Source organism: Sphingomonas sp. Leaf23 (genome assembly GCF_001421585.1).
In the GTDB taxonomy this organism is placed as follows: Bacteria; Pseudomonadota; Alphaproteobacteria; order Sphingomonadales; family Sphingomonadaceae; genus Sphingomonas.
The window spans coordinates 1-12,348 of sequence record NZ_LMKR01000008.1; the positions used below are offsets into that span (position 1 = coordinate 1).

Annotated in this window: 11 protein-coding genes; 5 read left to right on the forward strand and 6 right to left on the reverse strand. The window is 62.6% G+C overall.

Features of this window, described 5'->3' with window-relative positions; all coding sequences use genetic code 11:
* Positions 1–438: 438 nt before the first annotated feature.
* The 3 genes from ASE67_RS17970 to ASE67_RS17975 all read right to left on the reverse strand — a co-directional run bounded on the left by ASE67_RS17970 (position 439) and on the right by ASE67_RS17975 (position 2,888).
* Positions 439–1,434: an L-lactate dehydrogenase gene (locus ASE67_RS17970; protein WP_235511980.1), complete on the reverse strand. Its 996-nt coding sequence runs from the start codon at positions 1,432–1,434 to the stop codon at positions 439–441.
* A gap of 111 nt (positions 1,435–1,545) precedes the next feature.
* The gene (locus tag ASE67_RS17295; RefSeq protein WP_055764206.1) at positions 1,546–2,679 is read right to left on the reverse strand and encodes an AI-2E family transporter; all 1,134 of its coding nucleotides are present in this window, start codon (positions 2,677–2,679) and stop codon (positions 1,546–1,548) included.
* Complete coding sequence (locus ASE67_RS17975; protein WP_082457251.1) at positions 2,676–2,888, reverse strand: BON domain-containing protein; 213 nt, start codon at positions 2,886–2,888, stop codon at positions 2,676–2,678. Before ASE67_RS17975 ends, ASE67_RS17295 begins: the two co-directional genes overlap by 4 nt.
* 281 nt (positions 2,889–3,169) lie before the next feature.
* On the opposite strand from ASE67_RS17975, the gene ASE67_RS17300 reads away from it, so the two are divergent.
* Positions 3,170–3,724: a GNAT family N-acetyltransferase gene (locus ASE67_RS17300; protein WP_082457258.1), complete on the forward strand. Its 555-nt coding sequence runs from the start codon at positions 3,170–3,172 to the stop codon at positions 3,722–3,724.
* 145 nt (positions 3,725–3,869) lie between these two features.
* Positions 3,870–5,153: a glycoside hydrolase family 130 protein gene (locus ASE67_RS17305; protein ID WP_082457252.1), complete on the forward strand. Its 1,284-nt coding sequence runs from the start codon at positions 3,870–3,872 to the stop codon at positions 5,151–5,153.
* On the opposite strand, the gene ASE67_RS17310 is transcribed toward ASE67_RS17305, so the two are convergent.
* The 3 genes from ASE67_RS17310 to ASE67_RS17320 all read right to left on the reverse strand — a co-directional run bounded on the left by ASE67_RS17310 (position 5,154) and on the right by ASE67_RS17320 (position 9,654).
* On the reverse strand, positions 5,154–7,739 hold the full coding sequence (locus tag ASE67_RS17310; RefSeq protein WP_082457253.1) for a cation-translocating P-type ATPase: 2,586 nt from the start codon (positions 7,737–7,739) through the stop codon (positions 5,154–5,156).
* A gap of 56 nt (positions 7,740–7,795) precedes the next feature.
* Positions 7,796–8,794, reverse strand: coding sequence for a L,D-transpeptidase (locus tag ASE67_RS17315; RefSeq protein WP_235511981.1), 999 nt, complete (start codon positions 8,792–8,794; stop codon positions 7,796–7,798).
* A 161-nt stretch (positions 8,795–8,955) separates the two neighbouring features.
* The gene (locus ASE67_RS17320) at positions 8,956–9,654 is read right to left on the reverse strand and encodes a VIT1/CCC1 transporter family protein (protein WP_055764212.1); all 699 of its coding nucleotides are present in this window, start codon (positions 9,652–9,654) and stop codon (positions 8,956–8,958) included.
* A gap of 253 nt (positions 9,655–9,907) precedes the next feature.
* Between ASE67_RS17320 and ASE67_RS18760 the strand changes: the two genes are divergently transcribed.
* From ASE67_RS18760 to ASE67_RS17330, 3 genes are all read left to right on the forward strand, one after another.
* Positions 9,908–10,039, forward strand: coding sequence for a hypothetical protein (locus tag ASE67_RS18760; protein ID WP_268795059.1), 132 nt, complete (start codon positions 9,908–9,910; stop codon positions 10,037–10,039).
* Positions 10,040–10,162: 123 nt separating this feature from the next.
* Positions 10,163–11,716: a PAS domain-containing sensor histidine kinase gene (locus tag ASE67_RS17325; RefSeq protein WP_235511982.1), complete on the forward strand. Its 1,554-nt coding sequence runs from the start codon at positions 10,163–10,165 to the stop codon at positions 11,714–11,716.
* Positions 11,709–12,341 (forward strand): response regulator transcription factor, encoded by a 633-nt coding sequence (locus ASE67_RS17330; RefSeq protein ID WP_055764215.1) that lies wholly within the window; start codon positions 11,709–11,711, stop codon positions 12,339–12,341. The genes ASE67_RS17325 and ASE67_RS17330 overlap by 8 nt, the downstream gene beginning before the upstream one ends.
* Positions 12,342–12,348 lie beyond the last annotated feature (7 nt).

Here is a 12,348-nt window from a genome sequence, read left to right on the forward strand (position 1 = left end):
CCTATGATCTGATCCTCGGTAAAACGGCCTCGCCGCATCGCTCGTCTCCATCTGACGAGCTAACTTACCAGTGGCATGATTCCCGGGGAGCACGTCACCTGCTATAGGCGGAATGCGCCCACAATTGGACACCCGAATGTGCCTCCGCACTTTTGAGGTTTCGCCACTCGTTAGTTCTGCACGACAGGACCTCTAAGCAACCATGGTTTACTATTCCATCTTATAACATCCAAATTTCAAGGCAATGCGCTTCGCACAGAAGGCATGTAAAAATCAAAATATGTCATTGTCATATCTCAGGAACAAACAACCTGCATAACGGCTAATCTAAGGCTGCATGGTTCATCACAAGTACATTATCGAAAGCTTCAGCGCAGCGAACAGGATCACGCAAAGCAAGGTCTGGATTCTGATATTATCCGATATCTTTACCAAGTATTAACCTGCCAGCCCATCTAACGCTCGAAGTGCGTCGCCGAGCTTTCGCGCTGAGGAAGACAGTGCATCTTCCTCGTTTGCATTCAGTACCGGTACGATAACGCGTTCAATACCGCCCGAACCAATAATACACGGAAGACTCGAGCATAGTTCGTTATGACCAAAATGCTGATCGATCCATGTACTGACAGGCAGTACGCATCGCTCGTTGCGAACAATGGCTTCGCAAATGCGCACGATGGCGGTTGCGACACCGAATGATGTAAAGCCTTTGCCTCGAACGATCCCGTATGCCGCGTCGCGGACCTGCGCTCCGATCGCGGGTAGATCCAACGCTTTCGCAGCCTCATCAAAGTCGTGAATCGATTGCCCGCCGATCCGAACGCTTGAAAAAACGGTAACCTCGCTATCGCCGTGCTCGCCGAGAACATACCCTTCGATGGCGCTGGCCGATACATCAAGAGCCGCTGACAAAACCTGCTTGAGGCGACTGGTGTCGAGAAGCGTTCCGGTCCCGATCACCCGATGCCGGGGAAGTCCAGCATGGCGGATCGCCAGCGTGGTCATGATGTCGACCGGGTTTGAAGCGATGACAAGAACCCCGGAGAACCCGGCACGCGCCAGACGCTGTACGCACTCGATTACGATCCCCGCACTGGCAGAGGCCAGTGACAGGCGGCTTTCGCTGCCATGTGATGCCGCCCCGGCGGTTATGACCGCAATCCCGGCCGTGGCAGCGTCCGCGTAGGACCCAGCCCAAATCCGCGCCGGTCTCGCTAGTGCATTCGCATCCGTAATATCGGCAGCTTCGGCTTCGGCCAAGGCTTCATTGCTGTCGATCAGAACGATTTCGCGGAACAGAGCACGAAGCATCATCGCGTAAGCCGCGGTCGCACCGACATGGCCGGCGCCGATAAATGCGATCCTGTTCGAAGATGGCGTTGCCGCGTGTGTCGTCACAGCATCACCGATTGCAGGATCGGGAATTGTTTGCAACCTGCCCCAAGTAAACCTGCTGCAGCGTAAAAAATGGAACTTCTCATCATCATTTCCTCAAAATTGAATCCACAATTCCCGCTAGGCTTACATGGCCTATTTGGGATGGATCTAAACATTAACAGTACGCCGACCCTTGCCATTATAAAATGTGCCGGTCTTTGAACCGATCAGATCCCAGCAGGAGATGAATATCCCCGCAAGAACAGGGCCGATCAGGAGTCCGTTGAATCCAAAGGCGACCAACCCGCCAAGGGTCGTCACCAGCACAAGGAAATCGGGGATATTGGTTTCGCGCCCGATCAGGATCGGCCGCAGAACATTGTCCACCGAGCCGATAATAACCAACCCGGACACGGCCATGATCAAGCCATGCCATATGCCGTCCGTTGCGAAGAGATAGATGGAAACCGGTACCCACACGATCCCGGTTCCCACTGCGGGCAGCAACGAGCAAAGCGCAATCACCACCGCCCAAAGCAGCGCATTGGGAACCCCTAACAAGGCCATGATGCCGCTTCCGACGAACCCCTGCGCCGCACCGACGAGCACCCCGCCTTTTACCGTAGCCCGAACCACGCTGACGAACCTGTCCGCGAGCATCCGGCGGTCGTCGACGGCAAGGGGCACGGTGCTGGCGATTGCGGTCGCCATCGAACGTCCGTCGCGCACCAGGAAAAAGGTCAGATAGAGCATCGTAGCCAAGGACAGAAGGAAGCTGGCAACGCCTTGTCCAATGGTCATCGCATGCAACGCGAGCATCTGCAGCCTCGCCGTGAGGCCGATCGACAGTTGTTCCCTCAGCGACGCCAGATCGGTTACGCCGGTGCGGCGCATGGCCGCAATGATCCAATCGGGCAGCCCAGCTTGAACTCGCTCGAAAATTGCCGGGATATCAAGTTTTCCCGACTGCACTTCCGCATACATCGATCCCGCCTGATCGAGCAGGAACATGAACAGTGCTACGCCTGGAAGAACGCCCATTGCGATGATGACGAGAAGCGTAAGGATCGCAGCAACGGTTCGTTCCCTTGGGAAAATCTTCAGCAGACGATCATTCAGCGGCGAGAACATGATCGCAGCGACGACACTCCAGAGGATGGCGCCAGCGAATGCCCAGATCGACCATATAAACATCGCTGTCACCGTGACAGCGACAAGACCAAGTGAAAAATTTGGCAGGGCAATGCGGAGCTGCCGTCCACGCTCCAACCGGCTAAAAACCGATGGAGCGTTCATCTTCATGCGACTGCAAGAAGATCTTGGACTGTCGAAACCGCCTTTGCGTTCCATGCCGTGCGGCAGGCGAAAGCGCGATCCGCCATCGACGATACCGTTCCGGACAGCGTCATGACGCCGCCAACGGCAGGCGCGCCAATGTGCGCGGCATCTACGCTAGGTTCGCATTCGAGTTCGGTAAGAACGGCCTTCTGAAGCGCGCGGTCATGGGGCATCGTGACTTCCTGAAAAAGGAGGTGAACGGCGGGTTGAACTCCACCTTACCCTATTAAATTAGCGCGTGGCGTGCGTTTGCAAAGAATCGGAAACTACGCAGGGCCATGGGGACTACACGACGCAGCGCGCGGACGGTGTTTGTGAACACCTGGCGCCTACCGCTCCTACGTGTTTCCCGAGTCTGCGTTAGCAGGGTTCGGCCGTCTAGAATCTGGGGCGAGGGTGTGTCGCGGCACAGCCATCGCCCGCAATTGCTATCTGAGGATCCTGTGTGATCGACATGGCCACCCCCCGCCCTGCGGGGCCATCTGCATCGCCCTCATCAGACGCCGACTGGAGTGCTGACCTGACGGCGCGGGACGGATATCGCTTCCATGTCCGCCCGGCGGCACCGGCCGACGAACCTGCCCTCGCGGAGTTCTTCACCCATGTCAGCAGTGAGGATCTGCGGTTTCGCTTTCTCAGTACGGTTCGAAAGGTCGGACACGACCAATTGACGGCATTGGTGACGATCGATCACCACCGCGTCGAAAACTTTCTGGCGATCGAGAGCGGTACCGGTCTGGTCATCGCGACGGCGATGATCGCCGCAGACGAAACGCGAACCAATGCCGAGGTGGCGGTGGCGATCCGGTCGGATTTCAAGCATCGCGGCATCAGCTGGACGCTCGTCGAGCACGTGGTGCAGTTCGCACGATCCGAAGGCATCGCGACCCTGGAATCCATCGAAAGCCGGGACAATCACCAGGCGATCGAACTGGAACGCGACATGGGCTGGTCGGCGTCGCCCTGTCCCGGCGATCCTACGCTGATCGTGCTGCGCATGGTGCTTTGACGCAGGGGGCGCCTGACGATGCAGCCCTATCGTACGCTGGGGAACGACATCATGGCCCTCGCGATACGCGCGTTGGCGAGCAGCACTGCGCCATTTCCATGCCGGCAGCCATCGTGACAGGTCCGATCATCAAGGTAGCCGTCGATTGTCCAATGCCGCGTTCGTTCATCGCCTCGACATCGTCCTGCGCCCCGATCCATCCCGCGTCGTCATCCGGCCCTATGTGCCGGGCGCCGACGAAGAACATGCGCGGGCGCGGCGGATCGCGGCGCGGGTCGTGGCGCTTGATGATACGACCGTCGCGGCCGAACTACAAACGCTGAGCAGCGACTTTGCCGGGCATCAGCCGCAGGTCGAGGCGATGTTCGCGCGGCGCTATGCCGAGGTGCAGGGCATCATCGGCCTCGATCAACCGGTTGGCGACGCGCGCACACTGCTGATCGGTGCCTATTTCTGCCAGGAATATGGTTATCAGGCAGCGGCCCTCTTCAACCCCAGCATCGTGCCGCACCCTGACCAGTGGGGCATCGCGGCGGGTTCGATACGCTTCGTCCTGTCGCTACGCGCGGTTGGCGAAGGACATGTCTCCTCGATCGCGTTCCGGACCGGCGTGTGCGATGCTGATGGCAATATCGTCCTCGAACCGCAGGGCGCGCGGGCGATCGTCCCGCAGGTCGAGGATGCGGCCTTAGCCAGCGTGCGGGGCGCAAGGGTCCGGATGCAGTGCGAGGACGGATACGCCCTGTCGGAAATCGTCATCTTTCCGTCGACCCCGGCGCAACGCAACGGGATCGAGGACCTGCGTCTCGTGCGCTTTGTCGACGATGACGGAACGCTGTCGTGGATCGGCACTTATACCGCGTATAGTGCGCAGGGCATTCGTCAGGAGCTGTTGCGAACGGCCGACTTCCGCTCCTTCACGCTCGACACCCTTCACGGCGCGGCCGGTGCCGGCAAGGGGATGGCGTTGTTCCCGCGACGCATCGGCGGCCGCTATGCCATGCTCAGTCGCGCCGACAATGAAACCATTTCCCTCGTCTGGTCGCAAGACCTGTACGACTGGTCAACCGGCACGACTATCATTGAACCGCGATGGCCATGGGAGTTCGTCCAGATCGGCAATTGTGGTTCACCGATCGAGCTTGCGGAGGGCTGGCTGGTGCTGACCCACGGAGTGGGGGCGATGCGCAATTATGCGATCGGCGCGTGCCTGCTCGATCGTGAAGATCCGTCGCGGTTGCTGCGTCGTACAACCCGTCCGCTGATCCGGGCCGGTCCGACCGAGCGCAAGGGTTATGTCCCCAACGTCACCTATAGCTGCGGCGCGCTCCTCCATGGCCGGACGCTGATCCTGCCTTACGCCGTAGCCGACAGTTTCACGACCTTTGCAACCATGCCGGTCGACCGGCTGCTCGCGGCGATGCAATAGTCACGCTGAGGAACGAACCGGGTGTTCCCGACGGACGCCAGCGACGGCGCGCTTGGTCGCTTCCGTGACGACCACCGTCGAAACCGTCGCGCCGAGACAGAACCACAGCGTGCGCCCCGATACCGGTCCCGTCCCGAGGATGCTGCCCAAGGGCGGCCAGAACATCGCGGCCAGTTGCAACGTGATCGCGACGGCGATGCCCAGCAGCAGCCATGGATTGGACAATATCGGTTCGCGCAGGATGGACCGCCGCTCGCTGCGCATGCACAGCACATAGACGTTCTGGAACAGGACCGTCATGAGCAGGACGGCGTTCTGGATTTCGGCCAACGGATGGCCGTCGCGGTGCAGGGCCTGAACCAGGAACAGTGCGAACCCGGTCATCACCAGCGCGGGCGGGATCATCAGCATGATCGCGCTGCGATCGAGGATGGGTTCGTCCGGCCTGCGCGGTGGTTGTGACAATTCATCGCCTTCGCCACGACCGAAACCCAGCATCACGTCCTGCGCGCCGTTGGTGACGAGGTTGAGCCACAGCAACTGCACGGCGGTCAGCGGCATCGGCAAACCGAACGCAACCGCGCCGAGGAACATGCCGATCTCCGCCATACCGGTGGCCAGCAGGATGATGACGATCCGCCGCACATTGGCATAGGTGACCCGGCCTTCCTCGATCCCCGCCACGATCGATGCGAAATTGTCGTCCGCCAGCACTAGGTCCGCCGCGCCGCGTGCGACATCGGTCCCGGCCAGACCCATCGCCACGCCGATATGCGCAGCCTGCAATGCGGGTGCGTCGTTGACGCCGTCGCCCGTAACCGCGACCAGTTCGCCGCTGGCGCTGAGGATCCGGACGATCTCCAGCTTCTGGACCGGCTCGATCCTTGCGAACACGCGGCCGGCGAGCACCATTCTTGACAATGCCAAATTCTCGCCCGCCAGTTCTCTCATCTGCGTACCGGTGACGACCTGATCCTTGCGGACCGCAAGGCCCAGCCCGCGCGCGATCGTAAGTGCAGTGGCAGGATGATCGCCTGTCACCATGCGGACGCCGACACCTGCCGCAGCGCAAAGTGCGATCGCGGCGGGCACTTCGGTCCGGACCGGATCGATCAGCCCGATCCAGCCTAACAGGACGAGAGCGCCCGGCGCGGTCGCGTCGACCGCCGTCGATCCATCGGAAGCGGCGACGGCGATAATCCGGTAGCCTGCTTCCGCCATGGCAAGCGCGCGCGCGGTCAGGGCGGCATCGATCGGCCGACACATTGTCTGGATGGTTTCGAGTGCCCCCTTCGCGAACAGCCGCCGACCCTGCGGCGTATCGACGACGACGGTCGCGAATTTGCGGACCGGCTCATAGGGCAACGCAGCGACCCTGACGATCGCGCGCAGCGCCTGCAGATCGATGCCGCCGCCATCTGCGAAGCCGAGCAGCGCGACGTCGACGGTATCGCCGACGGCCACGCCGTCGGGACCGGTCGAGGCTTCGTTGCACAGCGCGGCAGCATAACGGATCGCGGCCAGCGCGTTGGCATGCGCTGGCCAATCCGCCCGCCGGATATCCTGGCCGTCCGTCAGCAGGACGCGCTCGGCTGACAGGATGTTGCGGGTCAGCGTGCCGGTCTTGTCGCTGGCGATGATCGTGCAGGCGCCCAATCCCTCCACCGCCGGCAGCGAACGGACGATGACGTTGCGCGCCGCCATCCGGCGCGTACCCGCCGCCAGCGCGACGGTGACCGCGATCGACAGCCCTTCCGGAATCGCCGAAACCGCCAGCGCCACCGCCAGCAGCAGGATCTGGTCGCCCGGCCGCCCCTGCATCAGCAGAACGATGGCAAACGGCACGATCAACGCGATGGCGGCGATGCTGATCTGCCGCGCAAGCCGATCAAGGCGCACGACAAGTGGTGGAGGCGTCGCCTTCGCATCGCGCAGCGACGCATCGATCGCGCCGAGCGCAGTATTGTCAGCGGTCGCGACGACGATGCCGCTGCCCCTGCCTTCGGCGACCATCGTACCCGCCAGCAGCATCGTCGTCCGATCGCCGGGCGACGCCCGTTCGGGCAAAGTCGCACCATCATCCTTGAGGACCGGAACCGATTCCCCGGTAAATGCCGATTGGTCCACTCGCAGCATGGAAGTTTCCGACAAGCGGATGTCTGCAGGGACGGCCATTCCGCTTTCCAGCTCGACCCTGTCCCCGACGACGATGTCGCGGGTATCGATGACCGATACAGCGCCGCCGCGCCTTACTGGCGCGCTATGCCCCATCATGGTCCGTAAGGCAGCCAGACTGTCTGCGGCCTTCCCCTCCTGAATGGTGCCGATGAGCGCATTGATGACCAGAACCACACCGATAAAGCCCGCGTCGGTTCTGTGTCCAAGACCGAGCGATACGGCTGCCGCCAAGATCAGCAGATAGATAAGCGGGCTGTTGAATTGCCGCACGAACCGCAAAAGGGTCGAGGGAGCGGGTGGCGGGGCCAGTGCATTCGGACCATCGCACCGTAATCGTACTGCCGCCTCATCGGGTACCAGCCCACCGGCCGATGTCTGCAGGCGGCGTTCAACGTCGGCAATCGACATTGCATGCCACGCGGGCGGCGGCACAGTATCGCCCCTGCCACGCTGCCTCGCCGGGATCACGGTCGATCAGCCTCGATGATGGTGACCGCCGTGCCGGTCCCGGCGCTCGCCAGCGTCTCGCGGGTTACCAGCAACGTCGCGCCGGGGGTCAGGATCGTTGCCAGTGCGGCGCGAAAACCGGCGGGCAGGCGTGCCTTGTCCCGATCTTCGACTGTCAACTCGCCGGTGCGGGTTTCGCCGGGCAGCGGCAGGCGCAGCCAATGCCCGCCTGCCGCATCGCTCGACTTGAGCGTGAAGGCGGCGGTACGTTCGATCGGCGCGTCGAGCAGGATCGCACTCGAACCGATTTCAATACCGTTTCGCAGGACGACGACCCGCTTGTCGCGACCGCTAATGACGATTGACACCGGACCGGTCGGCGATCTGGCCGGGGTCCAGACAAAGGCAGCAGCGGCACGTCGCGTGGCACCTTGCATCAGGATCGCCGGCGCCTGAACGGTCACCGGAACCAGTGCGTCGTTGGTGATGACGACCGTGATACCCATCCGGGTGATCCCGAACAGCAGTTTTGCGAAAGCCATCGGCATTCGGATGCAACCATGCGACGCGGGATAGCCCGGCAGTTCGCCGGCATGCATCGCGATCCCGCTCCAGGTAAGCCGCTGCATGAACGGCATCGCAGCGTCCTTGTACAGGTTGGACACGTGATCCGCGTCCTTCTGCAGGACCGTGAACACCCCCGTCGGCGTCGTGAACCCCTCGGCGCCCGTGGAAACCGTAGACACGCCGATCGCTACGCCGTTGCGATAGGCATAGGCCTTCTGCGTCTTGAGGCTGACGATGATCGTAACCGGACCCTCAGGCGCGATGCCGGGTGCCCAAAGATATTCACCCGCCTTCAGCGCCTCGATCCGGCCATCGGCGACGACGACCGGCGGGGTCTGCGCAGACGCTGTGGCTGGTGCCAGCATGGCGAGCAACAGTCCGAACGCCTGCCTGCCGATCGCACCGGACCGGTCGCGGCTTCGGACGTCGGTCGCGCGAGTGATGGTCATCATAAGTCGTATCCGATGCTGACGGCCGACCCTGCGCGATCCCAACGGGGCGGGCGCAAGCGGCGAACGAACCCTATTGACCGGAACGAGCCGGTATCAGCATCGGCAACTACGCAGCTGTGATCCGAGCTGGTGACGACAATCTCCGCCGAAAGATGCGATCACATCGTTCTGCCTATCCGATGACCGATCAGGGCGGTAACTGCCATTGCGAACGCCCCCCAGAAGGTGACGCGGCAGGTGCCGCGCCACACCGCGGCGTCCCCCGCCTTGGCCCCCAACGCCCCCAGAACTGCCAGGAACAGCAGCGACGAACTTGCCACCCCCGCGATCAACCGATCGGCCGGCATCGCAAAGACTGCCAGCAACGGCATCGCGGCACCTACCGTGAAACTCGCGGCCGATGCCAGCGCTGCCTGTACCGGCCGGGCGCGGGCGCCCACCGTCAGGTCCAGCTCGTCGCGGGCATGGGCACCCAATGCATCGTGCGCCATCAATTGCGTAGCGACCGCGACCGCCGTCGCGTGGTCGACGCCTCTTTCGACATAGATCCCGGCGAGCTCGGCCAGTTCACCGACCGGATCGACGGCAAGCTCGCGCCGCTCCCGCCCGATCTCCGCATTTTCGGTATCGGCCTGGGCACTGACAGAGACATATTCGCCCGCGGCCATCGACATCGCCCCCGCCACCAGTCCGGCAGTTCCGGCGATCACAATGTTCGATGTCCGCGCATTCGCGGCTGCGACGCCGAGCACGAGACTCGCGGTGGAAACGATCCCGTCATTGGCACCAAGAACCGCCGCACGCAGCCATCCGATGCGGTTGACGACATGCCCCTCGCGATGCGCGTCAGCGGGCATCGAATATCTCTGTCGAAGTAGGCGTGGTCATCGACATGGGTTGCCACCCCGATCTGAATACCAGCCAATACGGCTGCTAAACGCCGGACATAGCGGTTGACGAGAGTGACCCCAGCATCGGGAACTACGCGGACCGTGCGGGATGGTCCCCGTACTGTGATTGTCTTCGCGCCCGTCCGGCAATGTGTGAAACCACAATAGGATCGATCCGCAATAGGGAGCAGGCCACCGTCAGACATCGAGGACGACGATCATGATCGACGCATTCCACGCCCTTCTGCAGCCAATCGCCAGTATGAACCGACGGGTTTCGATCGGAGGTGGCGTGCTCTCGATGCTCGTTGCTGGCGAGATCACCATGACGCTGCTCCGGCCGCTGGCCTGACATTGCGCCCGATCGCGTCGCGATGCGTTGAGCCGGCATGGGTTGCCGACGGTTCGGGCTATGACCCGATCGGAGCCGTCCCGTGATCGATTTTCGTACCCGCAAACAGACCGCGCCGCCGTCGTGAACGACGCTCTGCCCTGCGGCAGCGTACTGGATGCCGACGCCGTCGCCCGCAGGAATGCGGTCGTGGCCGAGGAACTGGGCCTGCTGATCGACGGGGCGATGGGCTATGCGATCTACATGCTGGACGCGCACGGACGGGTGACGATCTGGAACCGCGGTGCCGAGCGAATGAAGGGGTGGACCGAGGCGGAAATCATCGGTGTCGATTCCGCGATCTTCTACACCCCCGACGATGTCGCCGTCGGAAAACCGGCCGATGACCTGATCCGGGCGGCGGCGTTCGGCCGCATTGCGGAAGATAGCTGGCGGCTTCGGAAGGATGGGTCGGAGTTTCTTGCGAGCGTGACAATCACCGCGCTTCGCAACGAGGCCGGCGAGCTGCGCGGCTTCGGCAAGGTCATTCGCGACGTCACCGACCAGAAGGCGTCGGAAGCGGCGGTCGTCCGGCGCGAACATCATCTGCGCTCGATCCTCGCGACCGTTCCCGATGCCATGATCGTGATGGACGAACGCGGCATCGTATCCTCGTTCAGCACCACTGCCGAACGGCTGTTCGGCTATGCCAAGGCAGACGTGATCGGACGCAATGTCAGCATGCTGATGCCGCCCGCTGACAGACGCGAGCATGACGGTCATCTACGAACCTATCTCCGGACCGGCATTCCCCACAATATCGGCAATGTCCGCATCGCGACGGCGCAACGTGCCAACGGCGACACCTTTCCGATCGAACTGGCCGTTGGCGAGGCCGTGATCGCGGGCGAGCGGATTTTCACCGGCTTCGTGCGCGACCTGACCCACCGCCACGAAACCGCACGGCGGATGCAGGAACTGCAGTCTGAACTGATCCATGTCTCCCGCGTCAGCGCGATGGGGACGATGGCCTCGACGCTGGCGCATGAAATCAATCAGCCGCTGACCGCCATCGCCGCTTATCTCGAAACGATGCGCTTTATGATCGGCGATACCGGCGACGTTCTGCTCGGCGAGATCGCCGAAGCCCTCGACCAGGCGGCGGCGCAATCGCTTCGTGCTGGCACGATCGTGCGCCGGCTGCGCGCATTCGTCGATGGCGGCGACACCGGGTTCAAGGCGGAACGGCTCGACATGCTGGTGGAAGAAGCCACCAGCCTTGCCCTGCTTGGCGCGCATGAGGCGGGGGTCAATGTGACCATGCCGATCGCGGCGGGGCTCGACACGGTGCTGGTCGACCGCGTCCAGATCCAGCAGGTGCTGGTCAACCTCATCCGCAACGGGATTCAGTCGATGGTGTCGTCGCCCATCAAGGAACTGATCATCGCGACAGCGGCCGATCGCGATGGCTGGGTGCGCGTAACCGTGACCGATACGGGCACCGGCCTGTCCCCCGACATTCGCGACCGGTTGTTCGAAGCCTTCGCGACGACCAAGGAGGATGGCATGGGTCTCGGCCTGTCGATCTGCCGGACGATTGTCGAAGCGCATGGCGGCCGGATATGGGCGGAAGCGGGCGCCCGGTCGGGAACCGCCTTCCATTTCTGCGTTCCGCTGGCAGGCCGCGAGGATGTCTGATCCCGCCCGCACCGTCCACATCGTCGACGACGACGAAGCGATCCGGCAGTCGGTCGGCTTCCTGCTCCGCAAGGCTGGTTACAGCGTCAAGAGCTATGTGTCCGGCCTGAAATTCCTTGCTTCCGTTACTCGCGAAACCAGCGGCTGCGCGCTGCTCGACGTCCGCATGCCGGAGATCGACGGAATGGAGGTACAGGCAAGGCTTTCCCGGCAGGGTATCGCGCTTCCAGTAATCATGCTGACCGGCCATGGCGACGTGACGCTTGCAGTACGCGCGGTAAAGGCCGGCGCGATAGAGTTTCTGGAAAAGCCGTTCGAACGGACAGCGCTGCTGGCCGCGATCGACGAAGCACTGGGACTCGCCGGACGGACCGACCGCAGCCGGATCGCCGCCGCCGAAGCAACCGTTCGACTGGCAGCGCTGACACCGCGCGAGCGCGATGTTCTGGATGGCATGGTACTGGGACGACCAAACAAGCTGATCGCGTTCGAGCTTGGCATCGCCACGCGGACGGTCGAGGTTCATCGCGCCAACCTGATGGACAAGCTGTCCGCGCGTAGTCTGTCCGATGTCCTGCGGATCGCGTTCGCGGCGGGCCTCGGCGACGACGGAGCCGAGCGATAACCGGCCG

Excerpts from the sequence above, each read along its gene's own strand:
- ASE67_RS17295 (WP_055764206.1), bottom strand. The coding sequence starts at position 2,679 with ATGAAGATGAACGCTCCATCGGTTTTTAGCCGGTTGGAGCGTGGACGG.
- ASE67_RS17975 (WP_082457251.1), bottom strand. The coding sequence starts at position 2,888 with ATGCCCCATGACCGCGCGCTTCAGAAGGCCGTTCTTACCGAACTCGAA.
- ASE67_RS17300 (WP_082457258.1), top strand. The coding sequence starts at position 3,170 with ATGGCCACCCCCCGCCCTGCGGGGCCATCTGCATCGCCCTCATCAGAC.
- ASE67_RS17310 (WP_082457253.1), bottom strand. The coding sequence starts at position 7,739 with ATGTCGATTGCCGACGTTGAACGCCGCCTGCAGACATCGGCCGGTGGG.
- ASE67_RS17315 (WP_235511981.1), bottom strand. The coding sequence starts at position 8,794 with ATGACCATCACTCGCGCGACCGACGTCCGAAGCCGCGACCGGTCCGGT.
- ASE67_RS17320 (WP_055764212.1), bottom strand. The coding sequence starts at position 9,654 with ATGCCCGCTGACGCGCATCGCGAGGGGCATGTCGTCAACCGCATCGGA.
- ASE67_RS18760 (WP_268795059.1), top strand. The coding sequence starts at position 9,908 with ATGATCGACGCATTCCACGCCCTTCTGCAGCCAATCGCCAGTATGAAC.
- ASE67_RS17330 (WP_055764215.1), top strand. The coding sequence starts at position 11,709 with ATGTCTGATCCCGCCCGCACCGTCCACATCGTCGACGACGACGAAGCG.